The organism is Micromonospora sp. NPDC005710 (assembly GCF_040630995.1).
In the GTDB taxonomy this organism is placed as follows: Bacteria; Actinomycetota; Actinomycetes; order Mycobacteriales; family Micromonosporaceae; genus Micromonospora.
In genome coordinates this window covers 22,978-48,436 of the sequence record NZ_JBEXYP010000026.1, presented here as the reverse complement: position 1 = coordinate 48,436, position 25,459 = coordinate 22,978, and the positions used below count along the sequence as shown (strand labels likewise).

21 protein-coding genes and 2 tRNA genes are annotated in these 25,459 nt (G+C 68.2%); 15 read left to right on the top strand and 8 right to left on the bottom strand.

What is annotated here, in order from left to right:
- Positions 1-28: 28 nt before the first annotated feature.
- Complete coding sequence (locus tag ABZ406_RS27010) at positions 29-1,144, bottom strand: globin domain-containing protein (protein ID WP_357767232.1); 1,116 nt, start codon at positions 1,142-1,144, stop codon at positions 29-31.
- Between the two features lie 144 nt (positions 1,145-1,288).
- Here ABZ406_RS27010 and ABZ406_RS27005 point away from each other — a divergent pair, with 144 nt between their 5' ends.
- Entirely contained in the window at positions 1,289-2,059 is a 771-nt protein-coding gene (locus tag ABZ406_RS27005; RefSeq protein WP_357767230.1) for a CPBP family intramembrane glutamic endopeptidase, read from the top strand.
- A gap of 37 nt (positions 2,060-2,096) precedes the next feature.
- On the opposite strand, the gene ABZ406_RS27000 is transcribed toward ABZ406_RS27005, so the two are convergent.
- Positions 2,097-3,395, bottom strand: coding sequence for a hypothetical protein (locus tag ABZ406_RS27000; protein ID WP_357767227.1), 1,299 nt, complete (start codon positions 3,393-3,395; stop codon positions 2,097-2,099).
- 240 nt (positions 3,396-3,635) lie between these two features.
- Here ABZ406_RS27000 and ABZ406_RS26995 point away from each other — a divergent pair.
- Together ABZ406_RS26995 and ABZ406_RS26990 are read left to right on the top strand one after the other, a co-directional pair.
- Positions 3,636-3,726 (top strand) — tRNA-Ser (locus ABZ406_RS26995).
- A gap of 35 nt (positions 3,727-3,761) precedes the next feature.
- Positions 3,762-3,834: transfer RNA gene (locus tag ABZ406_RS26990), tRNA-Arg, on the top strand.
- A 293-nt stretch (positions 3,835-4,127) separates the two neighbouring features.
- Here the strand turns inward: ABZ406_RS26990 and ABZ406_RS26985 are convergent.
- A complete protein-coding gene (locus tag ABZ406_RS26985; protein WP_357767224.1) occupies positions 4,128-6,836 on the bottom strand; it encodes an RICIN domain-containing protein in 2,709 nt (902 codons plus the stop codon).
- Between the two features lie 601 nt (positions 6,837-7,437).
- Here ABZ406_RS26985 and ABZ406_RS26980 point away from each other — a divergent pair.
- On the top strand, positions 7,438-8,532 hold the full coding sequence (locus ABZ406_RS26980) for a LacI family DNA-binding transcriptional regulator (protein ID WP_357767220.1): 1,095 nt from the start codon (positions 7,438-7,440) through the stop codon (positions 8,530-8,532).
- A gap of 388 nt (positions 8,533-8,920) precedes the next feature.
- On the opposite strand, the gene ABZ406_RS26975 is transcribed toward ABZ406_RS26980, so the two are convergent.
- A complete protein-coding gene (locus tag ABZ406_RS26975; RefSeq protein WP_357767217.1) occupies positions 8,921-9,157 on the bottom strand; it encodes a GntR family transcriptional regulator in 237 nt (78 codons plus the stop codon).
- 468 nt (positions 9,158-9,625) lie between these two features.
- On the opposite strand from ABZ406_RS26975, the gene ABZ406_RS26970 reads away from it, so the two are divergent.
- Positions 9,626-9,919 carry a hypothetical protein gene (locus ABZ406_RS26970; RefSeq protein WP_357767214.1) on the top strand — a complete coding sequence of 98 codons (294 nt, stop codon included), beginning with the start codon at positions 9,626-9,628 and terminating at the stop codon, positions 9,917-9,919.
- 68 nt (positions 9,920-9,987) lie between these two features.
- Here the strand turns inward: ABZ406_RS26970 and ABZ406_RS26965 are convergent, their stop codons facing one another.
- Both ABZ406_RS26965 and ABZ406_RS26960 read right to left on the bottom strand, forming a co-directional pair.
- Positions 9,988-10,374 (bottom strand): tautomerase family protein, encoded by a 387-nt coding sequence (locus ABZ406_RS26965; RefSeq protein ID WP_357767212.1) that lies wholly within the window; start codon positions 10,372-10,374, stop codon positions 9,988-9,990.
- A 73-nt stretch (positions 10,375-10,447) separates the two neighbouring features.
- Positions 10,448-11,323: an alpha/beta hydrolase gene (locus ABZ406_RS26960; RefSeq protein ID WP_357767209.1), complete on the bottom strand. Its 876-nt coding sequence runs from the start codon at positions 11,321-11,323 to the stop codon at positions 10,448-10,450.
- A 330-nt stretch (positions 11,324-11,653) separates the two neighbouring features.
- On the opposite strand from ABZ406_RS26960, the gene ABZ406_RS26955 reads away from it, so the two are divergent.
- The 7 genes from ABZ406_RS26955 (at position 11,654) to ABZ406_RS26925 (ending at position 19,495) form a co-directional block, all read left to right on the top strand.
- The gene (locus ABZ406_RS26955; RefSeq protein WP_357767367.1) at positions 11,654-12,994 is read left to right on the top strand and encodes a cytochrome P450; all 1,341 of its coding nucleotides are present in this window, start codon (positions 11,654-11,656) and stop codon (positions 12,992-12,994) included.
- 7 nt (positions 12,995-13,001) lie between these two features.
- A complete protein-coding gene (locus ABZ406_RS26950; RefSeq protein WP_357767207.1) occupies positions 13,002-13,907 on the top strand; it encodes a terpene synthase family protein in 906 nt (301 codons plus the stop codon).
- A complete protein-coding gene (locus tag ABZ406_RS26945) occupies positions 13,873-15,495 on the top strand; it encodes a prenyltransferase/squalene oxidase repeat-containing protein (protein WP_357767364.1) in 1,623 nt (540 codons plus the stop codon). Before ABZ406_RS26950 ends, ABZ406_RS26945 begins: the two co-directional genes overlap by 35 nt.
- A 157-nt stretch (positions 15,496-15,652) precedes the next feature.
- Positions 15,653-18,073, top strand: coding sequence for a nitrate- and nitrite sensing domain-containing protein (locus ABZ406_RS26940; RefSeq protein WP_357767205.1), 2,421 nt, complete (start codon positions 15,653-15,655; stop codon positions 18,071-18,073).
- A 12-nt stretch (positions 18,074-18,085) separates the two neighbouring features.
- Entirely contained in the window at positions 18,086-18,511 is a 426-nt protein-coding gene (locus ABZ406_RS26935) for a roadblock/LC7 domain-containing protein (protein WP_357767202.1), read from the top strand.
- A 77-nt stretch (positions 18,512-18,588) separates the two neighbouring features.
- Positions 18,589-18,897 carry a DUF742 domain-containing protein gene (locus ABZ406_RS26930; protein ID WP_357767361.1) on the top strand — a complete coding sequence of 103 codons (309 nt, stop codon included), beginning with the start codon at positions 18,589-18,591 and terminating at the stop codon, positions 18,895-18,897.
- Positions 18,878-19,495 (top strand): ATP/GTP-binding protein, encoded by a 618-nt coding sequence (locus ABZ406_RS26925; protein WP_357767199.1) that lies wholly within the window; start codon positions 18,878-18,880, stop codon positions 19,493-19,495. Before ABZ406_RS26930 ends, ABZ406_RS26925 begins: the two co-directional genes overlap by 20 nt.
- A gap of 12 nt (positions 19,496-19,507) precedes the next feature.
- Here the strand turns inward: ABZ406_RS26925 and ABZ406_RS26920 are convergent, their stop codons facing one another.
- The gene (locus ABZ406_RS26920) at positions 19,508-20,482 is read right to left on the bottom strand and encodes a helix-turn-helix domain-containing protein (protein ID WP_357767196.1); all 975 of its coding nucleotides are present in this window, start codon (positions 20,480-20,482) and stop codon (positions 19,508-19,510) included.
- Between the two features lie 72 nt (positions 20,483-20,554).
- Between ABZ406_RS26920 and ABZ406_RS26915 the strand changes: the two genes are divergently transcribed.
- Both ABZ406_RS26915 and ABZ406_RS26910 read left to right on the top strand, forming a co-directional pair.
- Positions 20,555-21,523, top strand: a complete 969-nt coding sequence (locus tag ABZ406_RS26915) for an oxidoreductase (protein ID WP_357767192.1) — start codon at positions 20,555-20,557, stop codon at positions 21,521-21,523.
- A 262-nt stretch (positions 21,524-21,785) separates the two neighbouring features.
- Positions 21,786-22,076, top strand: a complete 291-nt coding sequence (locus tag ABZ406_RS26910; RefSeq protein ID WP_357767189.1) for a hypothetical protein — start codon at positions 21,786-21,788, stop codon at positions 22,074-22,076.
- Positions 22,077-22,192: 116 nt separating this feature from the next.
- Here the strand turns inward: ABZ406_RS26910 and ABZ406_RS26905 are convergent, their stop codons facing one another.
- Positions 22,193-23,734, bottom strand: a complete 1,542-nt coding sequence (locus ABZ406_RS26905; protein ID WP_357767187.1) for a hypothetical protein — start codon at positions 23,732-23,734, stop codon at positions 22,193-22,195.
- Between the two features lie 384 nt (positions 23,735-24,118).
- On the opposite strand from ABZ406_RS26905, the gene ABZ406_RS26900 reads away from it, so the two are divergent.
- Positions 24,119-25,231: a ricin-type beta-trefoil lectin domain protein gene (locus tag ABZ406_RS26900; RefSeq protein ID WP_357767184.1), complete on the top strand. Its 1,113-nt coding sequence runs from the start codon at positions 24,119-24,121 to the stop codon at positions 25,229-25,231.
- Positions 25,232-25,459: the final 228 nt, after the last annotated feature.

Here is a 25,459-nt window from a genome sequence, read left to right as displayed (position 1 = left end):
ACGCGCCCCGGCGTGGGGGGAGGAACGTCTAAAGGTCACCGAAGGTGTCGTAGCGGATGTGCGGTGACGGCACGCCGTCCGCGGCGAGCACCCGCAAGGTGGACCGGACCATCCGGGCGACACCGGAGACGTAGCAGTCGTGCGTGGTCCACGGGCCGTACCGGGCCATCACCTCAGGGATCTCGCCCTGCTCGCCGTCGAAGTCCGGGTCCTCACTGCACGCCGCTGTGACCGACAACCACGGGTGTACGGTCACCAACTCCTGCAACCCGGCCAGGCCGTACAGGTCGGCCGCCTGCCGGGCGCCGTAGAAGACGTGCACCCACCGGGTCCGGTTGAAGGTGGCCAACTCCTCCACCAGCGCCTTGATCGGCGCCAGCCCGACGCCGCCGGCCACACAGAGGATGTCCCGTTCCGAGGCGCGGTCCAGGGTCATCGACCCCATCGGTGCCGCCAGGCGCAGCAGTTCACCGGGCCGTACCCGACGCACCAGCGCGCCGGAAACCCAGCCGGCCCCCGGGGAGCGGACGTGGAACTCCAGCACGTTGTCGTCGTTCGGGGCGTTCGCCACCGAATAGTTGCGCCAAACCCGGGGGTGGTGGCGCGGCACCTCCAGGCTCACGTACTGCCCCGCCTGCCACCGCAGCGGATGCTGCAACGCCCGGCAGGTCAGCACTGCGGTGTCCGGGCCGTGCCGCTCGTGGGTCAACACCTCGGCGTGCCAGAACGGCGGGTCGTCGTCCGAGGCGGCGCCGGCCACCATCAGGGCGGCGATCGCCGCGTACGCCTCCCGCCACGCCTGGTCGTACTCCAGGTTCCAGCCGTCGCCGGCGGTGCTGCGCAGCGCGTCCAGCAGGGCGACACCCATCGTCGCGTAGTGCCGCTCGTCGACGTGGTACTTGCGGTGGTCGCGGCCCAACGCCCGGAGGAACTCGTCGAAGCTTTCCGGGTCGTCGACAGTGTGGATCGCCGTGATGATCGCTTCGAGCAGGCGGTCGCCCTGGCCGGTCATCTGCACCGGGAAGAGTTGCCGCAGGGCGGGGTCGAGCAGGAACACTCGGGCGTAGAAATGCTCGGTCAGCCGGACCCGGTCGTCCTCGACCAGGGTCCAACTCTCCTTCAGCAACCGCGCGAGGTTGTCCACGGACGCTCCTCCTCCAGACGGCATCGGATCGGGCGCCCATAGAATCTCCACGGAGAGTGTCGACTGGTCGCACAGAATGTGCGATCGGCTCATGGTGGTCGGTCGGCCGTGCCACTGGTGCCGTGCGTCGGGCAGAGTGGTGCGGTGACAGTTGAGCTGACCCGCCCGGTGTCCCGCCGCATCCTGGGCACCGAGACGTTGCTGGTCCTCGGCCTGTCCCTGGGCCAGTCAGCGATCTACGCGGTGGTCTCGATCATCGCCAAGTTGACCGCCGACGGTCCGCTCTCCAAGCAGACCGCCTCGCTGAACACCTCGGCATCAGCCCGACCCTGGCTGGACCTCACGTACCAGTTGCTCGGCATCGTGTTCGCGTTGCTGCCGGTGCTGCTCGCCGTACACCTGCTCAGCCGTGACCCCGGCGACCCGGCACGGACCCTCGGCCTGGACGCCGGGCGGCCCGGTCAGGATCTGGCCCGCGGGGCCGGCCTGGCGGCGCTGATCGGCCTACCCGGGCTGGCGCTGTTCTGGGTGGCGGCCCACCTCGGCCTCAACGCCACGCTGGTGCCGGCCTCGCTGCCGGGCGTCTGGTGGGCGGTCCCGGTGCTGATCCTCGCCGCCGCCCAGAACGCCGTGTTGGAGGAGGTGATCGTGGTCGGTTACCTGGTCACCAGGCTGCGTCAGCTCCACTGGCGGCTGGCCGCGATCATCGCGGCCAGTGCGCTGCTGCGCGGCTCGTACCACCTCTACCAGGGCTTCGGCGCCTTCGTCGGCAACGCCATCATGGGCGTCGTGTTCAGCCTCTTCTACCTGCGCACCCGGCGGGTGATGCCGCTGGTCATCGCGCACACGGTGCTCGACGTGTTCGCCTTCGTCGGCTACGCGCTGCTGCCCCGGGAATGGTTCGACTGGCTCTGACCGGTCAGCGCCGGATCGGGTCGGTGGACGGCCACCGTCAGCGCCGGCCCGGTCGGTAGACGGCCACCGCCCGGGCCGCGAGCCGGTCGGCCGCCGCCGAGTCACCCAGCGTCGCCGCGAGCACCGCCGCACCCGGCAACAACCGGGCCGCCAGCCGCAACACCACCCAGCCGCCGGCCTGCGCCGTGAGCGGCGCTGCCAACCGCCAGGCCGCCTCCGCCGCCCGCGGCCACGCCCCCTCGACCGGATCACCCGGCGACTCGGCGGCAGTCAGGGCCGCCGCCGCGCTCGCCCGATCCGGGTGCACCTGGGTCAGCACCAGCAGGTCGACGGCACGATCGGGATGCGTCGGATCCTCGCCGTACGCGGCGGCCAGGTGCAGCACCAGCTCCGAGTGCGTCCACAGCACCGCCGCCAACTCGGCCACCGGCGCGAAGAAGCCAGCCAGCGCGGCAGTCGCCCCGCCCGCCCCCGCCGAGCGGACGAACCGCCGCGTCGCCAACCGGGCCAGGCCGTCCGCCGAGGCATCCGGATACCTGGTGCGCAACCCCACTGCCCATTCGGCCGCGCCGGGCCCGAGCGACCGCACCGCGGCCAGGGCAAGAAGCTCCGGCGCGAAGCCCGGGTGGTCGAGCACGCGCGCGGCGACCGCGCGCAGCTCCGATTCCGGGGTACGCCCCAGAGCCGGCCCAGCCTGCCGCCCGGCGGGTTGTGCCGGGGCGAGCTGCTGCTCGACGGGTGTCGTTTGCTGCTGGACGGGTGTCGTGCGGTGTGCGGCGGGTGTCGGCTGCGGTTCGACCGCGGGTTTCGGGGCGGACCTTGTCGCCTCGGTGCTTGTGGCCGGCGTGCTCTTGCGTGGGGTGGCCGCGCGCTTGGTGGTCTTCGCTGCCTTGGACGGGGCCGCTGGGGTGGTGGGGCTCTGCGCTTCGGCGATGCGCACGGCTGGGGTGGTGCTCGAGGCTGGGGTGGTGCTCGGGGCTTCGGTGGCTTTCGCGGCGCGCTTGCGGGGTGCTGGGGTGGTCGGGGTCACCTCGGCGGGCGCGTCGGCTGCCTTCCGAGGGGCAGCCTTGCGAACGGGGGCGGTCCGGGCCTTGGGCGGCGTCGACGCGACGCCTGTCGTCGGGGCCGGCTGGTCGCCGGTCGGCTGTTCGGGCTGCTCCGCGCTCACGTCGGTGGTCAGCTCGGCCGGTGCGGGCCGGGACTGTCGAGGCAGGGGGCGGTCCGGCTCCGGTGGCTGGAAGAGCACCGCCGGGGCAGGCTTGGCCCGTCGTGCCGGAGCGGCTGCCGGCGGTGCCGCCGCCTCGGGCTCCACCACCTCGGTGGGCTGCTCGGCCACGATCGGCGGCCGGAAGGTTGCCCGTGGGGAGCGCGGGCGCGCTCGGTCAGCAGGCTCTCGACGGGTCGACTCGCTGGGCGGCTGCTCCTGCATATCGATGGAGCGTAGTCCCGATCACGCCGACGCACAGCGGTGAAACACGGCGGCGGGCGGACCCCCGGTGGGCGTACCCCGGAAGTCGTTTTGCTCCCGGTGGGTGGCGACCTGTATTCTCGGGCGCGGTGGTCTGAGGATCACCGGGGAGACTTCGCCTAGTCTGGTCTATGGCGCCGCACTGCTAATGCGGTTGGGGTCTTAAAGCCCCTCCCGGGTTCGAATCCCGGAGTCTCCGCGCGAAAGCCGGGTGTGTATGCTGGCTGAGCACGGGCGCCCGTAGCTCAATGGATAGAGCATCTGACTACGGATCAGAAGGTTAGGGGTTCGAGTCCCTTCGGGCGCACAAGATCAAGAAACGTCTGACCTGCGGAAACGCGGTCAGGCGTTTTTTGTTGATCGTCCCGGTTGGGCAGTAGGTGTTGCGTGGGTGTCGTCACTTTCCGTAATCATGCTTGGGTCGCTTGTATGTTGACCTGCTCTCGGTTCTGCATCGTCGAATAATTCGGCAAGAAGATGGGCGGCATGAGATCGGGTCGTGATCTACTCGGGCGCGGGAACCCCCGCGCCCGAGTAGACCTCACAACGATCGTCAGGCGGTCACCGGCGGTCGGACTTGTCAACCACCTCTGCCACTGGTCAGGCGGGTACGAACTGCCACTGCTGGTTGGTCCCGCCGTTGACGGTCCACTGAACGACCTGCGCCCCGTCGCTGGTCGAGGCGGCGGAGACGTCGGCTGCCAGTCCGCTGCTGCGGGCGACGATGGTGTAGTAGCCGTCACCGGTGGGCCGCAGGTACCACATCTGGTTAGTGCCGCCATTGGCCGACCACTGCTGTAGTTGCAGGCCCGCCGTGGTGCTGCCAGCGTTGACGTCGAGCACCTTTCCGGAGGCGGTGTAGCGCAGGGTGTAGGCGTCCTGCGTGGTGCTGATCGTCCACGTGGGGGTGCCGCTCTGCTGGACCGCCTTGGCGCCGTCGGCGGTGGAGTTGCCGGCGATGGCGAGGGGCTTGCCGCTGTTGCGGTTGACGATGCGGTAGGTGCCTGCTGCGGGCCCGGTCCCGCCGCTTCCACCGAGGTTCAGGTACTCGACCGCGTCGGTGAAAACGGTGCTGCCGGACTTCGTGGTCGACAGCTGCAGGTATACGCGGCTTCCGGTGGCGGGAGCGGTGAAGGACACCGGTTGGGTGACCCGTGAGCCGAGTGGGATGGTCAGGGTGGTGCTGCCGGACGCAACGACCGCGCCGGTCGGGCTGTCGAGCCGGGCGGTCCAGGTGAAGCCCACCGAGGTGTTGGTGAAGTCGTCGTTGAACACGGTGATGTTGCGGGTCACCGTGGCGTTGCGGGCGTAGGTGGGTACCGCCTGCGCCAGCGGGAAGCTGCCGTTCGAGTCCGAATTGCCGGAGGCGGACCAGTACGGGAGGTCGACCGCAGCCACCGGGTTGAACGCCGCCTGCACGCGCTGGATCTGCGGGTTACTCCACGGGTCGGGCAGGTTGTCGACGCCGTAGATGGGGTGACCACCCTCCTCCGGGGTGAAGTCGGTGCTCCGCACGCCGGGCACGACGCTGGCCCACGCGGACAGCAGCGTGTACGGACGCAGGTCGGTGGCGCCCTTGCCGCGCTTGGCCAGGGTTGCCGTGGCGAACCACTCGAAGCCCTGCTTGTTGTTGCATGCCGGCCAGATGTACTCGCCCTCGCCGTCGGGCCGCCCATTCACGGTGATCAGGCCCTCCCCGTACCTGCCGAAGCCGTCGACGTAGTGCGGGATCACCGCGAAGTTGGCGTACGTCATCCCGGGATACAGGCTGACATTCCCGCCCACGCCCACCTCGACAATGATCGGCCGGGTGCCGTCGGCGCCGTTCATCGCCGCGTACAGGTCTTTCTCGAACTGTTCGGAATCCTGGCCGCTCTGGTTCGGCTCGTTGTTCTGACTCCAGCGGATGATCGCGGGGTGGTTGCGGTCGCGCAGGACCAGCGCACGGGCGTGGTTGATCATGTTGTCGCGCCCGACGGAGTTCTGCCACTCCTGCGAGGATTGGGAGCCGCGAATCGCGACCTCGTCGATGATCATCAGGCCCATCTCGTCGGCGACATCCAACATGTACGGGCTCCCGGGCTCCTGGTGGATGCGCACCACGTTGTAGTTCAGCCGCTGGTAGTTGTCCACTGCTTGCGGCCAGCCACCGTTGCCGGACGACGGGGGCAGGAAGCCGGGCAGGGTGTGGTACGCGTCGCCCTTGCCGCCGTTGTTGATCCGGTCATAGTCGGCACCCTGGAGGTTGTCGCCGCGGAAGTTCACGCGCACGCCGTTGAGGTAGTAGTAGTCACCGTTCTGGGTGGCCTCCCGGAACCCGAACCGGTACTCGGCGTCGCTCGTCCGGCTGTCGTCGGTGACGGCATGCACCGTCAGCCTATGCAGTTGCGCCCGGTAGCCCGACCGGTACGGCACGTTGGGCCACCAGTACGAGGTGCTGTCGAGGTTCCACGCGACCGGCCCGACGGTCACGGTCACTGTCGAGCGGGCCGCCACGGTGACCGTACGGCTGGGCAGCGCCGGGTAGCTGAAAGCCGTTCCGTTGTTGGACGACAGCGACCCGGTCAGCGTTACCGACCGGGAACTGCCCGACGTGTTCCGCACGGTGACGTCGTAGGTCAGCGTCTTGTTCGCCACCGACGTACGCACGAATGTGTCGCTGACGTACAACGCCGGGTACACCCGCAGGAACGCGGACCCGAAGATCCCCTGCGGTATCGCCTCGGACCACGTGGCGGCGTCGGGCACCAGGTACCGGCCATTGGATGCCTTCAACGCGCCGCGGCCCTTCACGTTCACGGTGATCGTGTGGGTGGTGCCGGGCGCCGCGTATGCGCTGATGTCGAAGTTCGACGGAGTGAACGCCGTCGTCTGGGTGGCGGCCACGCGGCCGTCGACCGACAGTGTGGCCTGGTGGTTGACGGCGCCGAACTCGATCCAGGTCGACTGCGGCTGCCCCGAGTCCGGCACGGTGATGCTGCGCGAGTACACCGCCTCGTTCACGTCGGTGAAGCCCTGCTTGTACCAGCCGCCACCGGGTACCGCGATAGTGGTCGCCCCCCGACCCGCAGGCGTGAAGTTCCACGTTCCAGCCAGGTCGACCGAGGTGATCGCGGCGTTACCGGCCGCCACACCGTCAAGTCCGGCGGCCGCGGCACTCTGCGTCGCGACCGGCGCGGCCAGGGTCGACCTGGGGGGTGCCAGGGTCAGGCCACCCAACGTCAGGGGCAGGGCGAGTGCCACGGTCGCGGCCAACCCTCTGGCCCACGCCGACAATCGGCCACCCCAGCGGACGTTCGTACGATGCACGGTTACCTCCTGTGACTCATCCGCCAACTCCGCAACACCGGTTCAGGGCACAGCCTCATGGCCGATACTCGAATCGATTCGACGAACCTGCCGGCGTCGCCAACCACCGGGAAGGGGTGGTTGCGACCTAACACATAGGTACGTATTAATGGGTGCATCGCGCGTGAAGTCAAGGTTTCAGGACGGTTACTTCCTGCTCCTGATGCCTCGCAGGCTTCGAGTGGCCGCCGACAGTACGACCCTTTCGAAGTGCTAGGGCATCGCGCTCAGGCATTCCGTGTCGCCGGCCCACCGACTCGGCGCCGATCGAGTAGCGAACCGATTCGCCTCTGGGGCGCCCGGCCGCGTGACACGCTGAAGGCGTGGACAGCAGCACTGTGGTCTGCGGTGAAGTCGGCGGGCGGCCCGGCCTGATCTGTACGGTTCGAAACTGGAGTTAGGGTGCTGGTAAGAAACCTGCTTCGCCAGTGTCACGGGCGGGTTGCGGGCTCTTAACGGTGAGTGCCTGACTGCGTAGACATGACTACGCAATCATACAGGACGATGGCCGGCGATGGGAGGTGCCGTGACGCGACTGGCGAGGCCGGGTGGAAGCCCTCCGATGCCGCGCAGCGTGGACGTCGCGCGGCTGGCCGGCGTCTCCCAGAAGACGGTGTCCAGGGTCCTCAACGACGAGCCGTATGTCTCGGCCAGCGTGCGCCGGCGGGTCCTGGACGCCGCCGAGGAGCTCGGCTACCGGCGCAACCAGGCGGCCCGGGCGCTGGCCTCCGGGCGGACCCGGTCGATCGGCGTGGTGACGCTCGGCAGCGCCCTGTACGGGCCAGCGTCGTGGCTCATGGGCATCGAGCGGGCGGTCCGGGAGATGGGCTACACGCTGCGGGTGGCCGCCACGATCGAGGGCGACCCCGGCGGCATCGCGAGCGCCCTGGCGTCGCTGCTGGGCCAGGGCGTGGACGGCGTCGTCATCTCCGAGCCGATCGACGAGGGCGTCGGCCTCATCAGCGTCGACGTGCCGGTCCTGGTCCTCGGCGCGCCGCCCACCTTCACCGCGCCGCAGGTGGTGACCGCCAGGGTCGGCGCGGGCCGGCTCGCGCGGGCCGCGACCGAGCACCTGCTGGAGCTGGGGCACGCGACCGTCCATCACCTGGCCGGCCCGCAGCGGTGGTATTCGGCACGGGACCGTCTCGCCGGCTGGCGCGAGGCGCTGCGAGCCCACGGCGCGGACGAGCCACCGGTCGTCGAGGGCGACTGGTCGGCCGCGTCCGGCTACGCGGCGGGCCGGGAACTGGCCGGCGACAGCACCGTGACCGCGGTGTTCGCCGCGAACGACGACATGGCGATCGGTCTCATCCGCGCGCAGCTCGAGGCCGGGCGCCGCGTGCCCGAGGACATCAGCGTCGTCGGGTTCGACGACATCCCGGTCGCCGCCTACGTCACTCCCCCGCTCACCACCGTGCGGCAGCCGTTCGACGAGGTCGCGCGGCAGGGCCTCGCGCTGCTGGTTCAGGTCATCGAGAAGCCGGACGTCGAGCTTGCGCCAGCGGCCGACCAACCGGTCGAGCTCGTCGTCCGCGCCTCGACGGCGCCACCACCGCCCCGGCCGATCCCGGAACGTGGCCGCCGAACGACCCCCCAGGCCCACGGTGGCCCGCACGGTCAGCCCGCCGGCAGCGAAGTCCCATTCACCCAGCCCTGATCGACGTCGATCCGTCCACCCTCCACGATCCATCTGCCGAGAAGGCGCGAGCGTACAGGCCAGATGCCACGTCGGGACGCGGATTGCTCGTGGTGCTCCCGTCCCGGGCACCTAGGGTGCGGCGACGACCGTCTACCCGCTGGAGCCTGGGCAAACTCGCCGACTATCTCGCCACCGACGCAGCCGCCCCCTCGCGCCGCCCAGAACTTCACCGAGACCCTGCTTCTGCTCTCGGCCTGGGTGGACGAGGCAGACCTCCTGGAGCTGTCTCGGACGGAAGTCGAGGGATGCATCCTCATGTCCTGGAAACCCGTTCGGCAGCGTCCCGCTGGGCGTGCGCCTTCGGGGGCTGCCCCGTCTCGTGGGTGCTCCGCAGGAGGGGTAGGCGTTAGGGAGCCTTCTCCGCGACGAACGTCCCGCGTCCAGTGAAGGTGACGACGAGGCCCCGATCCCGGAGGAGGCGTACCGCAGCGCGGACCGTTCCCCTCGCCACGCCGTACTCCTGTTGAAGCGTCGCCTCGGAGGGGAGCGACTGCCTGGGCTTCAGCTTTCCGCTCTCGATCTGCTTGGCGAGGAGATCGGCGAGCTGGATGTAGAAGGGAACCGGGCTCATCTCGTCAACCATGATCGACACGATATGGACGCGCTACACGGCCTGGGCGGCGGGTACGGGTAACCTGCTTAAGGCGGGCTGGACAGGCTATACAGGATGAACAGGTTGGACTACCTTGGGTCAGTAACTGTTCACCGTCTGTAGGAGGCGTCCGTGAAGCTCCCCCTCTGGCCGTTCCGCCGTCGTCAAGAAGCGCTCGACCGAACCGGGCCTGCGACCGCCTACGAGCACCGTTCCGGAGCCCTCAGCCCGGCAGCCACTCGAGAGGTTCGCTCGCGCCGGAACTCCGGCCGTCGGCCCCATGCGGATCTTCCGGGTAAGGAGGGGAGGCGGTGAAGATCCCGTTCCTCATCGAGCTGGCCTGGGGCACGCTCGACGACCACCGTCAAGGCAAGTGCCTCGCCTGCCCTCGGGACGGCTGGTGCGCAGACGTAGCCATGGCCCGAGCGCGGATCCTGGCTTGGCGACGGGCGGTGGGTCGTGCCCCCATTCAGAAGTGGTGACCTCATCCACATCACCCAGGCTGCCAGCATCCAGTTCTCGCGGCCATTCCTCTTCCGCCTCATCCGCGTACTGGACGACCGGATCACGTACGACGGGTGGCTCTGGATCGAGGGGTACGAGTTGGACGCCCGGGGCGAGGCGGTAGCCCGCCGGGAACTCTTCGTCCAACCCGCCGGTCTCCGGCCGCTACGCAGAGCTGCAGGTCCACAGCGCAAGGGATCTCTAGTCCAAATCGCTACAGGGCCGTCCGGAGGGGGCCGCCAGGTGTGACCCGGCGGCCACCCCTTCGTAGTGCCCCTGGTTCCCCTCAGTCGGGCGGCGCTGCTGCCGAGACGCGCTCACTGCGCCTTGAAGAGTTGGGCTTCCCCGTTACCGAAGGACCAGTTTTCAGTGCCGGTCTCGACCACTGAGATCAGCACGTCCTCGGGCCGCACCCCCGGGTCACGTCCGAGCCGCTCGACGATCGCGCGATACATCGCCAGCTTGGCGTCGGCGGACTTGCCCGAGGTCCAGAACACCTGGATCTGCACCAGGTCGGCCGACCGCTGGACACCGAGGAAGTCACCGTAGGCGAATTCGCTCTCCCCGTGCTCCGTGATAGCCATGAAGCGGTCGCCGTCCTTGATCTTGACAGTCTCGCGCATGGCTTCGTAGATCTGGCTGAGAAGTGCCTGCTTGTACGTATCGGACTTGCCCTCGCGAATCGCAATACGAGTGATGGGCATCAGTTTCCCCTTCTTGTTCGTCGCCGAGCGTGAAGTGAGAAGCGTGACCACCGCGGTGACGCGCCGCGATGGGCTACCTCAGGAAGTCCAGCAACTGGCGGGCGGTCTCGTCGGGTGCCTCCTCGGGGATGAAGTGCCCGACCGGGATCGGCTCGCCGCGTACGTCGTCGGCCCACTCCCGCCAAATCGCGAGCGGGTCGTCGTAGAGCTTCGCGACCTGCCCCTGTTGGCTCCAGAGGAACAGCACGGGGCAGTCGATCTTCCGCTTGCCCCGGTCCGCCTTGTCCTGCTGGTAGTCCACTGACGCGGCCGCGCGGAACTCCTCGCAGATCGCATGGGCCGTGGCAGGGTCGCTGAACTGCTTGACGTACGCCGCCCGTACCTCCGCTGGGAAGGCGTCCTCCACCTTCGGCCAGGTGTCGAGCATGAAGTCGACGAGCACCGCCGGCGCCGCCGCGATGAACTGCTCGGGCACCGGCTCCGGTGCGGCCAGGAAGGACCAGACCCAGTAGGAGAGGCTGAAGGTCCGGTCGGCTCGGTCGTAGACGTCGCCGATGGGAACGACGTCCATGACGGCCAGCCGGGTAACGACGTCGGGTTCGTCGAGCGCCAGGCGGTAGGCGCACCGAGCACCGCGGTCATGCCCGACGAGGTGGAACTTCTCGTAGCCCAGGCTCCGCATGACCTCGATCTGGTCGCGGGCGACGGCGCGCATGCCGTAGGGCTCGTGACCGGCGCTACTCGCCGGTTTACCGCTGTCGCCCCAGCCGCGCAGGTCCGTGGCGACCACGGTGTAGTTCTCGGCGAGCTTCGGCGCTACGCGGTGCCACATGAGGTGCGTCTCGGGAATGCCGTGCAGGAGCAGAACGGGCGGCCCGCTGCCGCCGCGACGGCCATGGATCGTCGCCCCGAGAGTCTCGATGTCGAACTCTTCAAAGCCGTCAAACATGCCCGAACCTCGCGGTGAGTGATTAAGACCGGCGTTCGGCGGCCTGCAACCGTTGATCGAAGGTCCGCTTCACTTCCCCGAATCTCGATCGAACTAACAGGGCAAGTCGGCTGCCTGCGATCCGGTCGAGCGACCCTAGTCCGACCATCGGCAGAAAGCCATACATCGACATACGTCGTGTGACGAACCTGATCACCCATTGCCCCGCGCGTGTTACACCGGGACACTGGCGACACATCGTCCGGAGTCGGGACGCCATGGTTTTCAACGGGGTCGTGGTGGGAGGAACATGCGTTGGCGACGACGACATCAGGCACCAGGGTCAAGCACATTCCTGCTCGACAGGCGCTGCCGCGTCTGATCCGCGACGCGCACCGGACGCTCGTCGACATCGCGAACTGGTCCGGCGGGGACGTGGTCCGCGTCGGGCTCGGTGTCTCCAGCCCGTACCTCGTCTTCCGGCCCGAAGACGTGCAGCAGGTGCTGCAGGAGAAGGCGGCCATCTACCCGCGCGGGGACGACACAGCGCTCTGGCGCTCGGTGCGACGACTGGTCGGCGACGGCATCCTCGCCGAAGGCGACAGTTGGGAGGCCAGCCGCCGGACGCTCGGCCCCCTGTTCAGGACAACCCGCGTCAGCACCCTGGTCGACACCATGGCCCATGCCATCGCCACCTCAGTCGACGGACTTGAGGTGCTGGCCGCACGAGGAACACCGATCGACATCGGCGCAGAGCTTTCACGCATCGTCTCCAGCGCCATCATGCGCGTCTTCTTCGCTGACAGGATCTCCATCGACACCGCCCTGCGGATCATGGCCGCCCAGGAGGTGATCGTCACCTCGATGGCACCACGCCTGCTCGCGCCCGCGGTGCCATGGTGGATCCCGATGCCCGGCGACCGGCGATTCCACAAGGCTGTGCGGACGATCGACGACATCCTGCTGCCTGTCCTGCGTGCGGCGATCGAGCGGCCCGGCGATGGTGACGACGTCCTGTCCACCCTGGCTCGGGCGCGTACACCCGAGGGGCACCGTCTTTCCGAACAGCAGATGCGCGACGACCTCGTCTCCATGGTTGCCGTCACCACCGAGACCTCCTACGTCGTGCTCACCTGGCTGTGGCCGGCACTCGCCAACGCGCCACGCGTCGCCGAGCGCCTGTACGCGGAGATCGACCACGTCATCGGCGCGGGCCCGGTCCGTGCCGAGCACTTCCCAGACCTGACCTACACCCGGATGGTGCTCGACGAACTCCTGCGGCTGTATCCCGCCGGTTGGATCCTGCCCCGTCGGGCGGCCACCGAGGATGTGCTCGGCGGGGTGAAGATCGCAGCGGGAACCAACGTCATCCTTTCCCCGTACGCGACACATCGCATGTCCGCTCTGTGGGGCCCGACGGCTGAGACGTTCGATCCTGAGCGCTTCGCGCCGGGCCACGAACCGAGGCACCGCTACGCCCACTATCCGTTCGGTGGCGGCAAGCACCGGTGCCTCGGCGAGCACCTGTTCATGCTGGAAGCCGTCCTCATCGTGGCCACCTTCCTCAGCAGGTTCAGGTTCCACCTGACTGACACCGCCATCCCCGGAACGAGGGTTGCCGCCTCGCTGCGCCCGTCCCGGCCGGTGGAGATGACCCTGACGCGCCGCACCAAGCACCCCGTCCTGCGATAGGAGCCCCGTGCCCTCCAACACCATCACCTTCGGGATCACGACAGCCTCGGAGCAGGGACGCATCTGCGCTCTCGCGGCGAAGGGTCACCGGGACCTGCAGAGATGCGTGGCGGCCTATCCCAGTCTGTTCCCCGCCCCACCGGTCGACGGTGCGATGCTCGGTTCCCTGGCGGCGTCGACGGCATTTCTGGCGCCCTGGTGCACCGCGCACCAGCTCCGCGTCGCCACCCGGGCCTCCCTCTGGGTCACCGCGGAGGACTGGCAGATCGACTCCGTGGCAATGTCGATGGAATCCGTGAACGCGACGGTGTCGAGCTGCGTCGCGGTCGCCGACGGAGCCGCTCCGGCCGCCGACGATCCGCTCGGTCGATTCCTCGCCGAGATCCGCACCGAGCTGGCCACCGTTCCCGCGTTCGCGGACCTCAGGGTGCTCTGGCGGGACGAGGTCAGCAACATGCTCACCGCCGACGCACGAGAGTGGGAGTGGCGAGCCGCCCGGGCGGCGGGCGAGACGCAGGTACCGACCCTGGCCGAATACATCGCCAACGCGGACAACTACGGCGCCACCTTCGTCAACGTGTCCCACTGGATCGCGACCGGCGCCGAGGACACTCTGACTCACCTCCCCGCGCTGATCGCGGCCAGCCGTGAGGTGCAGCAGGTGATACGCCTGGTCAACGACCTCGCCAGCTACGATCGCGACCTCGCTTCCGGCGACCTCAACGCTCTCCTGCTCGGCGCCGACCGCGACGACATTGACCGACTCGTCGCCGAAGGCAGCGAACGATGCCGCTCACTTCTGGAGGCGCTGGAAGGCACCTGCCCCCGAGAGGCCGCGTACCTCGCCAGAGAACTCGGGTTCACCGGCGGGTTCTACCATGGCGCGGATTTCTGGGGCACCGTTGAGCGCTGAACAAACAACGGCGGTACGAAAACCTGACGCGCCGACCACCGCCGCTTCCCTGATCGAGGCGATGCTGCGAGAACCGGCCGGACGGATGTCCCCCTCGATCTATGAAACCGCCCGGCTCGTGAGCCTGGCTCCCTGGCTCACCCGGCATGACGAGCGGGTGGAGTACCTCCTGCGTACCCAGCGCACCGACGGTGGCTGGGGACCGCCGGAGGGGTACGCCATGGTCCCCTCCCTGAGCGCCACTGAGGCGATTCTCACCCTGCTGTTGCGGCATCCGACGGACGAGCTGATCAGCGCCGCCGATCGTGGCCTGCAATGGCTCAACCGTTGGATGGCAGCCGCGCGGCCGGTCCCGGACACACCAGCGATCGACCTCATCGTGCCGGCGCTGACCGACACCATCAACGAGCACCTGAGACGCCGCGATCTCCCCAGCGGCCTCAGGCACTGGCGGGCGAACCCTCGCCTGCCGCTACCGACGGGCATGAACCACACCAGACTCGACGCCGTCCAGGACCTCATCGAGGCAGGCGCGCCAGTGCCCGAGAAACTGCTACACGCCCTGGAGGTCACCGGAGACCTGGCCCGAAACGCCCGCGGCGTCCTGCCGCCGCCGTCAGGCGTCATCGGCGCTTCGCCAGCCGCCACCGCCGCGTGGTTGGGTACGCCCGGTGCCGGAGATCAGGGCCGCGCACTGTCGTACCTGGAGGCTGTCGTCGACCGGCACGACGGTCTGGCCCCCTGCGCGACACCGGTTGGGCTGTTCGAGCGCGCCTGGGTCATCGGATCCCTGACCCGTGCCGGCATCGCGGTGCCCGCATCCGCAGACCTCGTGGCGAGTCTGACGGCTGACCTGTCGCCGGCCGGGACACCCGCCGGACCAGGCTTGCCGCCGGACGCCGACACCACCTCGGTCACTCTCTACGCCCTGGCGCAACTGGGAACTCCGATGGATCCGAGTTGTCTGTGGAGGTACGAGACCGAGACGGGATTCTGCACCTGGCCTGGTGAGGACGGCTTTTCCGTCACCACGAACGCCCACGTCCTGGACGCCATGCATCAGCACGTGATCACACGTCCGAACGTGGGGCCGCACTACCGCGACGCGGTCCGTCGTCTGGTGCGCGCCATCCAGGCGCGTCAACTCCCTGACGGCAGTTGGGAGGACCGCTGGCACGCCTCCCCCTACTACGCGACCATGTGCTGCTGCCTGGCCCTGGCTGAGGCCGCCCCATCAGTTGCTGCGAGGTCGCTGACGCGAGCGGTGCGGTGGGTGACGGCGACGCAGCGGCCCAACGGATCCTGGGGGCGCTGGAGCGGCACCGCCGAGGAGACGGCGTACGCGATGCAGGTTCTGGCGACAGCAGGCCCGGGGGCGGCAACCGCCACCGTGGCACTCGACCGGGGACGCGAGTATTTGGAAGCGAACGTGGAAGGCCGACGGGTCGCCCCCGCGCTCTGGCACGACAAGGACCTCTACTTCCCGGAAATGATCGTCAATGCTGCTGTCCTTGCAGCACAACACATTGCCAGCGTGCGTCAACGGGATCCCAGCGCGGCAGGAGGCCTGGCCGCGTGCCCGGCGTGATGGACACTGTCGATGCCTCCGCGACGGCAGCCCTCGCCTAGACGACCTTGAGCAGCGAGTCAGACAACTGCTAGCGTGCCCCGGTCTGCACCATCCGATGTCTTGTAGGGCACGGATGGCCGTGAAGTTACTGATGTCCAGTGGGACGGTAGGTCCAATGCGGTCTGGCAGTGCTCGCAGTACGAATCTGCGCGCCAAGGTTGTCGCTCTCCTTCTGTCCCTGGTGGCGCTCTGGTCGTTTGCGGCGTGGGTGACGCTTCGCGAGGGCGTCAATCTCTTGTTCGTTCAGGCGATCGACAGTCAGATCGTCGGTCCCAGCGAGCCGCTGTTGTTGGAACTACAGGTCGAGCGCCGACTCTCGGCCGCCCAACTGGGTGGACCCAGCCCCGATCGTGCGAACGCCCTCGCGGTCGGTCGTCGGCAGGTCGATGACGCCGCCGTGAAGTTCCGAGCGACAGCACAGAGCCGACTCGCGCGGTTCGCCGGCAGTGCCGAGGCCGAGCGGACCGTCGAAGCCGCCTTCGCCGCGCTTGACACGCTGCCCGCCACGAGACAGGCGATCGACGGGCGCACGATCGACCAGACCGCCGCCCGGCAGGCGTACACGGGCCTCGTCGACGCCCTGTTCGAACTCTACGACGTCGTTGGTGGCCTCGATGATCCGGAGATCGAGGCCGACACCCGCTCCCTGATCGAGCTGTACCGGATCCGAGAGCTGATCTCGCAGGAGGACGCCCTGCTGTCCGGGGCCCTGGCCGCCGGTCGATCGACGACGAGTGTCAACAGCCAGCTCACGGAACTCGTTGCGGCCCAGCGCTATCTCGCGCAACGAGCACTCGGGACCCTCCGCGAGTCGGAGCGCGCCAAGTTCGACCAGGTGATCGGTGGCCCCGCCTTCAACGAACTGCGCCGGACCGAGGACCGACTCCTTGCCCGCGAGCGCGCTGCCACTGCCCTCCCGCTGACCTCGAAGGAATGGGACAGTACGGCGGGCGCCGCCCTCAGCGAGCTGCAGACGATGGTGCTCAGCAGCGGGGACGCGCTGGTGGACCGTGCCACTCCGGTGGCCGTGTGGGTGGTCGTCCGGCTCGTCCTCGCCGCCGGCCTGGGAGCGCTGGCCGTCATCGCGTCGATCGTGATGTCGGTGACGACCGCACGAGCGTTGGTGGCCCAGCTTCAACTCCTCCGGGTAGCCGCCCACCAGTTGGCCGACGAACGTCTGCCGAGCGTCGTCCGGCGGCTCGGCCGCGGCGAGAAGGTCGACGTCGCCGCGGAGGCACCGCCGCTGGACTTCGGCGATGACGAGATCGGCCAGCTCGGCCAGGCGTTCAACCGCGTCCAGGAGATGGCGATCCTCACCGCGGTCCGGCAGGCCGAGCTGCGACGTGACGTCCGCGACGTCTTCCTCAGTCTGGCCCGACGGACGCAGGGGCTCGTCCACCGCCAGTTGACCCTCCTCGAACGCATGCAACGCAACGAGGAGGACCCCAAGAAGCTGGAGGACCTGTTCCGCGTCGACCACCTGACCACCCGGCAGCGGCGCAACGCGGAAAACCTCATCGTGCTCTCCGGCGCTACCCCCGGCCGTGCCTGGCGCCAGGAGGTTCCGCTGCTCGACGTCGCGCGGGCGGCGTCGCAGGAGGTGGAGGACTACACGCGAGTGAACGTCCTGCCCTTCGGGTCGGTCGGCCTGGCCGGCAGGGCCGTCGGCGACGTCATCCACCTTCTGGCGGAGCTGATCGAGAACGCTCTGTCCTTCTCGCCCCCGCACACCACTGTCGATGTCAGCGGCCAACTCGTGGCGAAGGGCTTCGTCGTCGAGGTCGTCGACCGTGGGCTGGGCATGGGCGACGAGGAACTCGTCGCCGCCAACGAGCAGATCGCCAGTACCGAGGAACTCGGTCTTCCGACGGCCAAGAAGCTCGGCCTGTACGTCGTCCGCCAACTGTCCCAGAAGCACGGAATCACAGTGCGATTGAAGGATTCGGGCTACGGCGGTACGACTGCCGTGGTGCTCATCCCCATGGCACTGATCACCGTCGCCGATCCCCCGACTGTCGGAACCGGCCCGGGTAGAGCTGGTCCGCTCGCCGTCGCCGGTGTCGGCGACACGCAGGGTGGCCGTCTTCAGGCAGCCACGCCAGCCGGCGCCGCTGTTGCCCTCGCGGATCCCCTGGATCGGACCGCCATCGAGTCGGCGACCACCGCTGCGGTGGATCCCGCAGCTCCCGAGGGGAGCGCACGCGTGGACGACCAGACGGAAGCCACAAGCCAACCACCCACTCCCAGCGGGGAGCGAACCGGCGTGAATCAGGAGCCTTCTTCATCAGACGCTCTCACCCGTGGGGGCCTACCCGTCCGTCAGCGCCAGCGGAGAGTCGTCCCGCCACTGCGCGACGTCGCCGTCGACGAGCCCAGTGAGGGCAATGTGAACCGGACCCCCGAACTCATCCGCAGCCGGATGAGCGACTACCAGCAAGGGAGCCTCCGCGGTCGTGAGGCAGCCGCGCGCGGCCAGGATGACGGGGGCAGCGTCGGCCCTGTCGAGGCGCCCAACCCGGCAGAGACCGACCTGTAGAAAGAGGAACGTGTGGCACAGCGGGTACAGCCCAGAACCACTGGCGAACTAACCTGGCTGCTCGATGATCTTGTGTCTCGGGTTCAGCGGGCTGAACATGCCATCGTCCTCTCCGTTGACGGGCTGCTGGTGGCGTCCTCCGCCGGGCTGAGTGGTGACGATGCCGAACACCTGTCGGCGCTCGCCGCTGGCTTTCAGAGCCTCGGGCGAGGTGCTGGTAAGAGGTTCGGCGGAGGGGCCGTTCAGCAGATCATCGTGGAGATGGACTCGTCCTTCCTGTTCGTCACTGCCGCTGGCGCCGGAGCGTGTCTGGCCGTCCTCGCCGCACAGGACGCCGACGTCGGGCTTGTCGCCTACGAGATGGCCATCCTCGTCGATCGCGCCGGCAAGCACCTTGCGTCTCCGTCGCGAACGTCCGACCAGCCGACCGACAAGTAGGGGCCGCCGTGACATCCGATCATCCCGAGTCCCTATGGGTGGACGAGGCCGCTGGGCCCATCGTGCGGCCGTACGCGATGACGCGAGGCCGCACGGCGACGAAGGCCCTCATCAACGTGATATCCCTGATTCGGGCCACCGGAACGGCCCCACCGTTACGGCCCGGTATCGTGCCGGAACACATCCGCATCGTTGAACTCTGCCGGGAACGGCCTCTCGCGCTGGCGGAGGTAGCCGCGCACCTCGGCCTTCCGCTCGGCACGATCCGCGTGCTCCTCGACGACTTGCTTTCGCAGAAGTTGGTGCAGGTGACGGAGCCGGCGAATACCCAACTTCCCGACGACGACGTATTCGAGGCAGTGATCAATGGACTACGCGCACTCTGACGACGGGCGCGACGGGGCCGTCACCCTTCCCACCGCGATCAAGATTCTGGTCGCGGGCGGCTTCGGGGTGGGTAAGACCACCCTCGTCGCCGCGGTCTCCGAGACCCGGCCGCTCCAAACCGAGGAGTTGCTCTCGGAGCGGGGAATCGGAGTTGACGACCTCGATGGCGTCGAGTCGAAGTCGACGACGACGGTGGCCATGGACTTCGGTCGGATCACCTTCGACCAGGATCTGGTGCTCTACCTGTTCGGCACTCCCGGGCAGGGCCGGTTCTGGTTCATCTGGGATGAGTTGGCTCTCGGTGCTCTTGGCGCGGTCGTGCTGGCGGACACCCGCCGGCTCGCCGATTGCTTTCCCTCCGTCGACTACTTCGAAGAACACCACCTCCCGTTCGTCGTTGCCGTGAACTGCTTCGCCGACGCCCGGAAGTACAGCCTCGGCGAGGTGCAGCAGGCGCTCAACCTCGATCCTGGTGTGCCCGTCATGCTGTGCGACGCACGGGACCGGGAGTCCAGCAAGGAGGTTTTGATCGCGCTGGTCGAACACGCCATGAAACGGCGGGGCACGCGAGGTGACGGGCAGGAAGGAGAGCACTGACGGCCGATCTGGTCAGTTGCCGCGGTAGCCGCGCGGTGATTGTCCGTACACCGTACGGAAAGCTCGGCTGAAGTACGCCTTGTCGGTGAAGCCCCAGCGAGCGGCGATCGCGTAGATCGGCCTGTCGCGCAGGCGGGGGTCGCGCAGGTCCGTCGCGCACCGGTCGAGTCGCCCTCGTCGGATCAGCTCGGCGACCGAGGCGGGCTCGGCTTCGAAGAGGCGGTACATCGTGCGCAGCGACAGATGATGTGCTGCTGCCACGGCGGCAGGGGTGAGGTTCCTGTCGTGCAGGTTGCTCTGGATGAAGGCAACGATCCGCAGACGTTGGGCGTGGCCCCTGAAGTCCTGGGGGAGCGAGCTGGCGACGTCGAGCCGGTGCGCGACGGTTGCCGCGATGAGGTCACGGGCAATGAAGCCGAGGCGTGGTGCATCCTCCACCTCGTACTGCTCGGGATGACCCACCACCTGTTGCACGAAGTCGGTCAGGAGCACCCCCATTCCCTCCGTCGTGGGGATCGAGGCACCGAGCAGTTTCGCAATCTTGTTCGGGTGAACCGGGATCATGGAGTGCGGCACCAGGACGGTCAGTGTCGTCAGCAGGCGATCCGGCTCCGACTCTGCTCCCTCGTGCATCGAGGCGTGCGGCCTCGACGTGTCGACGAAGTTGAGATGCCCGGGCGCGAGAATCGTCTCTCGGCGCTCCTGCTCCATCCACCCGCGCCCGCTCAGCGGCAGGGCCAGCTGATACATCTCGGGGTCGCCCCGGCGGATCTGCCGTGCCGTCCGATGCATCTCCAACGACGGGTACCGCCAGCGGGACACGACGACGTCACCCAGGCTGACGACTGTGGCGCCAGCCCGAAAGTCACGCGAATGAGCACTGTGGATCCGTGCGGGCACCGATTCCCGCGCAACCAGGTCGTGCCAGAACCCGAACCTGTCGCTCTCCGGCAGCGCCGCAGTGTCCACAACATCGACGGCGAGCATCGGCCGATCTTACCGAAGAGTTCCAGGACCTACCGGGCCACGATCGGGAGTGCCTGCCGTTAGGCTGCGAACGTGTCGGTGGGCGGTGACGCGGGGTGGGGATTCGCCGACATTCCCCGTCAGGATGATCGAACCGTGTTGGTGACAGGCGCGAACACAGGCATCGGCTATGCCGTTGCTCAGGCGTTGGCCACCCGGGGTGCCCACGTCGTCCTCGGGTGCCGCGACGACAGCAAAGCCAGTGCCGCGGCCGTGCGAATCAGGGCCATCGCTCGACGGCCGGTGGAAACTCTGCAGGTCGACCTGGCGAGTCTTGCTGCCGTCAAGCGGGCAGCCGAGGAGTTCACGTCCCGCTTCGATCGCCTCGACCTGCTCATCAACAACGCCGGCGTCATGAAGCTCGACGGCGGTCGTCAGGAAAGCGCTGACGGGTTCGAACTTCATCTGGGCATCAACCACCTGGGACCATTTGCGCTCACCGGCCTGCTGCTCGATGCCCTGCTCGCGACCCCCGGCTCGCGGATTGTCCACACCAGCAGCACCGCACATCGCTGGGCCGCCGTGCGCCTCGACGACCTCGACTGGCGGCGTAGGCGATACCAGCCGACCCAGGCGTACGCGGTGAGTAAGGCATTCAACCTCATGACCGTGTACGAGTTGCAACGCCGACTCACCGCCGCCGGTCACAGGACGATCGCTGTCGCCGCCCATCCTGGTTTCGTGCGCACCGCGATGACGATGGGTCGAGGCAGCACCGCAGCGCTGCGGGCCGTAGCGCATCCTCGCCTACGACGAGCGACGTCCTGGCTGCTGCAGGATGGGACTGATGCGGCACTGCCGACGCTGCGCGCTGCGGTGGACCCCCACGCGTCAGGCGGTGACTTCTACGGCCCCGGCGGGATCGCCCAACTCACCGGCGCGCCAGTACGCGTCGAGGCGGGCGGTCGGGCACGCGACACGACTCTCCAACAGCAACTGTGGGAGCACTCGTCGACGCGCACCGGCGTCGACTTCACGCACCTGAACGAGAACAGGCGGTGAAGTGGGCCTCGTCGGAGGGCAGCGGTGACCGGGGATGTGAAGTATCGTCAATGGGACGGCGCTGCTCGTTCCCCCGTGCGAGCAGCGCCGTCCTCACGTCCCCATGGGCCGCGACGGCGTCGTCACCGGCGTCCGCGTCCGAGACACTTACGCCGGCACCGAACGGGTCGTGGCGTCACTGGAGTGTTCGTAGCCACCGGCCACGACCCCGGCAGCCAACTGATCGGTGGCCATGCGCCGCCGGGGCGAGCAGGATGCCCCCATGCGAACGCGAATCGTGATCGCCCTGGCCGCTGTGGGCCTGGGTGGGCTGATGGCCACCACTGCCTGCTCGTACCGGGAGAGCATCTGCGCCGGTGGTGAGTACCCGGCCATCGCGGTCGGCGGCCAGGGTGGCAGCGCCTGCTTCCCGGACGGGCAGGAGCCGACCCCGCCGTACGTCCGCTATCCGGAGGGCAAGGTCCCTCAGCACGTCGACGACGAGTGGGACGTCTACTGGCGCAGTCACGGCATCGACGAGAACAACACCATCATCGAAACTTCAACCGTCTGACGGCGTACTCCGGCTGGACGGCACCCGGTCCCGCAGCAGATCCGATCCTCGTGATCGAACCGGTGCGGGACCGGATGCCTACCTCGTGCCACCGGGGTGCCGGGGCAATCGGATGTTCAGCCGAAGCAGTTGGGCACCGGCGGTGAGCTGGGTGTGCAGTTGGTGGGCCGGTTGCCGCTGATCACGGTCTTCTGGTCCACGGTGACCTGGCCGCCGTCGTTGAAGATGCCGCCGGGTGCCAGGATGGAGATGTTGTCGGTGACAGTGCTCTCGGTGAGGGTGAGCCTGGCGTCGTTGTAGATTCCGCCGCCCCGCGAGCTGGAGCCGATGGCCCGGTTCCGCTCGACGTGCGTACGGCGCAGGACGACGGTGCCGCTGCCGTTGTAGATTCCGCCGCCGTGCTCGATGGTGCTGTTCGTGCTCGCGACGTTCTCGCTGATCGAGCTTTCTTCTGCCACGAACTGGCCGATCTGGTTGTAGACGCCACCGCCGCGTTGGCCGGCTTCGTTGTGGTGGACCTTCGCGTGCCTGAGGTGGAAGACGCCGTCGGAGAAGATTCCGCCGCCCTCGCTGCCGGCCCGGTTGTTGTCGACCTCGACGTTGGTGGCCTCGGTGGTGGAGTTGATGCCGCCGCGGATGCCACCGCCGCGGAAGCCCGCTGTGTTGTTGTCCAGGTGGACGTTCTCGAGCACGGCGGTGCTGCTGTTCGACAACCCGCCGCCAGCGCCACCGATGGGCAGGATGTTGACGACCCCGATCGTGTTGTTGTAGCTCAGCCGGGTGTTCTGCACGGTGAGGTTGCCGTTGTTGAAGATGCCTCCGCCGTCGAACACGGCGCTGTTGTTGCTGATGGTGCTGCCGCCGTCTTTCCTGCTGTCCTTGTCCTTGCCCTGGTCGCCTCCGCCGAGGATCTTCGTGACGCCGAAGTTGGCGATACCGCCGCCGGGGCCGTTCGTGTGGTTGTAGACCACGTTGGTGTTCTCGATGCTGGCCCTGCCGCCGACGTCGATCCGGATGCCGCCGCCGCCGGCGCCGATCCCACCGTCGGCCAGGCCGCCCTTGATGGTGGCGTCGCGGAGCGTCAGGTCACCGCCGGCGCCGACTTCGAGGATCCGGAAAGAGGTGGCGGTGGCTGAGCGGACGATTGTGGAACCGTTTCCGTCGATAACGACCCGCTGGGTGATGATCGGCAGGCCGACCGCGCCGGAGGGCACCGGCGGCTGAGGTGCTGACCTGGTGAGCGTGTAGGTGCACCTCTCGGCGAGCCGGAGTTTCGCCCCGGAGTTGGCGTTCGCGCGAACGATCGCGGCGATCAGCTCGTCGGCGTTGCAGGGCACGGACCGGAAGTCGTCGCCCCTGTCGTCCCGACGGTCGTTGTCCTTCTTGTGGTCCTTGCCGTCGCGGCCGCCCGGGTCCTGGCCTCCGTGATCGTCGCCGTTGCCCCGGCTGCCGTCGGCGAGGACCTGCGTTCCGGCGTTCGAGGGGTTGCCACTTCCGCCGGCCGCGCCGCTCACCCCTGACGGTGTGAAGGCGGCCAGGCTGAGCATTCCGGTCAACCCGGCCACCCCGGCGACCAGCCAGCGCGCCTGTCGCCTCTTCGACGAACGGTCCTGACCTGCCGCTACTTCACGCATGTTCGGGTATAGATAGTTGGACATCGAGCTACCTAGCCCTTCGCCGTACGACCATGTCTCCGCACATCACAGTCGGTGCAGAAGGCGACAAATCGGTTGTCGCCACCACAGCGAAGGTAGTCGAGCGATCCTCGCATCAAACGGGCTTATGCGAAAAAGGCCTACATTCGGTGTACGCGTCACTGCTGACCCGGTGGCATCGTCAGCCCCTTCGGTATCGGCGGCACCCTGCGACGCTCGCCCCGATCGAGGCTTGACGTGGGGCCAGATCAGCGACAAGAATTTACAAGGATCGCTGTTAACGTTAACAATCCGTCCCAGTGCTGCGACGGCATCGTCATGCCGATGTGGCAGCGGTCGCGACGGCCTGACTCCTCCGTCAGCACTACCACCGCAGGGGAGAAATCTATGCGAACGAGGGCAAGATGGCTCGCGGCGACCGCCGCACTCGGCGTCGTCCTCGCCGGGGTGCTGACCTCGACCGGTCCGGCCAACGCGGAATCCAACGGCGGGGTGCGGGTGATGCCCCTCGGTGACTCCATCACCGAGGGCACCCAGGTGCCGGGCGGGTACCGCATCGGCCTCTGGCAGCGCCTCGCCAGCGGTCGGTACACTGTGGACTTCGTCGGGTCGCAGTTCAACGGGCCAGCCAGCCTCGGTGACCACGACCACCAGGGACACCCTGGCTGGCGCATCGACCAGATCGACGCGAACATCGTCGGCTGGCTGAACACGCAACGGCCGCAGACCGTTCTGCTGCACATCGGCACCAACGACATCCTGCAGAACTACAACGTGAGCACCGCGCCGAACCGCCTCTCCACCCTGATCGACCGGATCACCACCACGGCTCCCACCGCGGAAGTGTTCGTCGCGCAGATCATCCCGATCGCCAACAGCAACCAGGACGCGGCCGCGCGTACCTTCAACGCGGCGATCCCCGGCATCGTGCAGAGCAAGGTGAACGCCGGCAAGCGGGTACGCCTCGTCGACATGCACAGCGCCCTCACCACCGCCGACCTGATCGACGGTGTCCACCCCACGTCCGGCGGCTACGACAAGATGGCTGCCCGCTGGTACAGCGCGTTGCAGGCGGTGCCCGGAAGCATCGGCGACCCCGGCAGCGGCAGCGGGTCGACCACCGCCATCGTCGGCACCCTGTCCGGTCGGTGCGTCGACGTCCCCGGCTCCTCCACCACGAACGGCACCCAGGTGCAGTTGTGGGACTGTCACGGCCGCACCAACCAGCAGTGGACCTACACGAGCACCAAGACGCTGACCGTGTACGGCAACAAGTGCCTGGACGCCGCCGGCTACGGCACCTCCCCGGGCACCCTGGTCACCATCTACGACTGCCACGGCGGAACGAACCAGCAGTGGAACGTCAACGCCAACGGCACCATCACCGGGGTCCAGTCCGGCCTCTGCCTCGACCCCTACAACGTGGGCACTGGCAACGGCACGAAGCTCGTCCTCTGGACCTGCACCGGCCAGACCAACCAGCAGTGGAGCCGCCGATAGCTCGTACGGTCGCGGCGGCGGTCGGATCCCTCGTGGTCCGACCGCCGCCGCCCCTGTCAGACGGCCGGGCGGCTTCGGTAGCGCGGGCCGGGACGATGCGACATGCCCGGGCGGAGCCGACTGGTGGACGGCATCGACGGGATTCGGTGGGCGGACGATAGGCTGCGGCCGGCGTCGGACTGACCGAAGGGGAACGGGTGACAGGCGGAACGGTTCACGCGGTGGTCG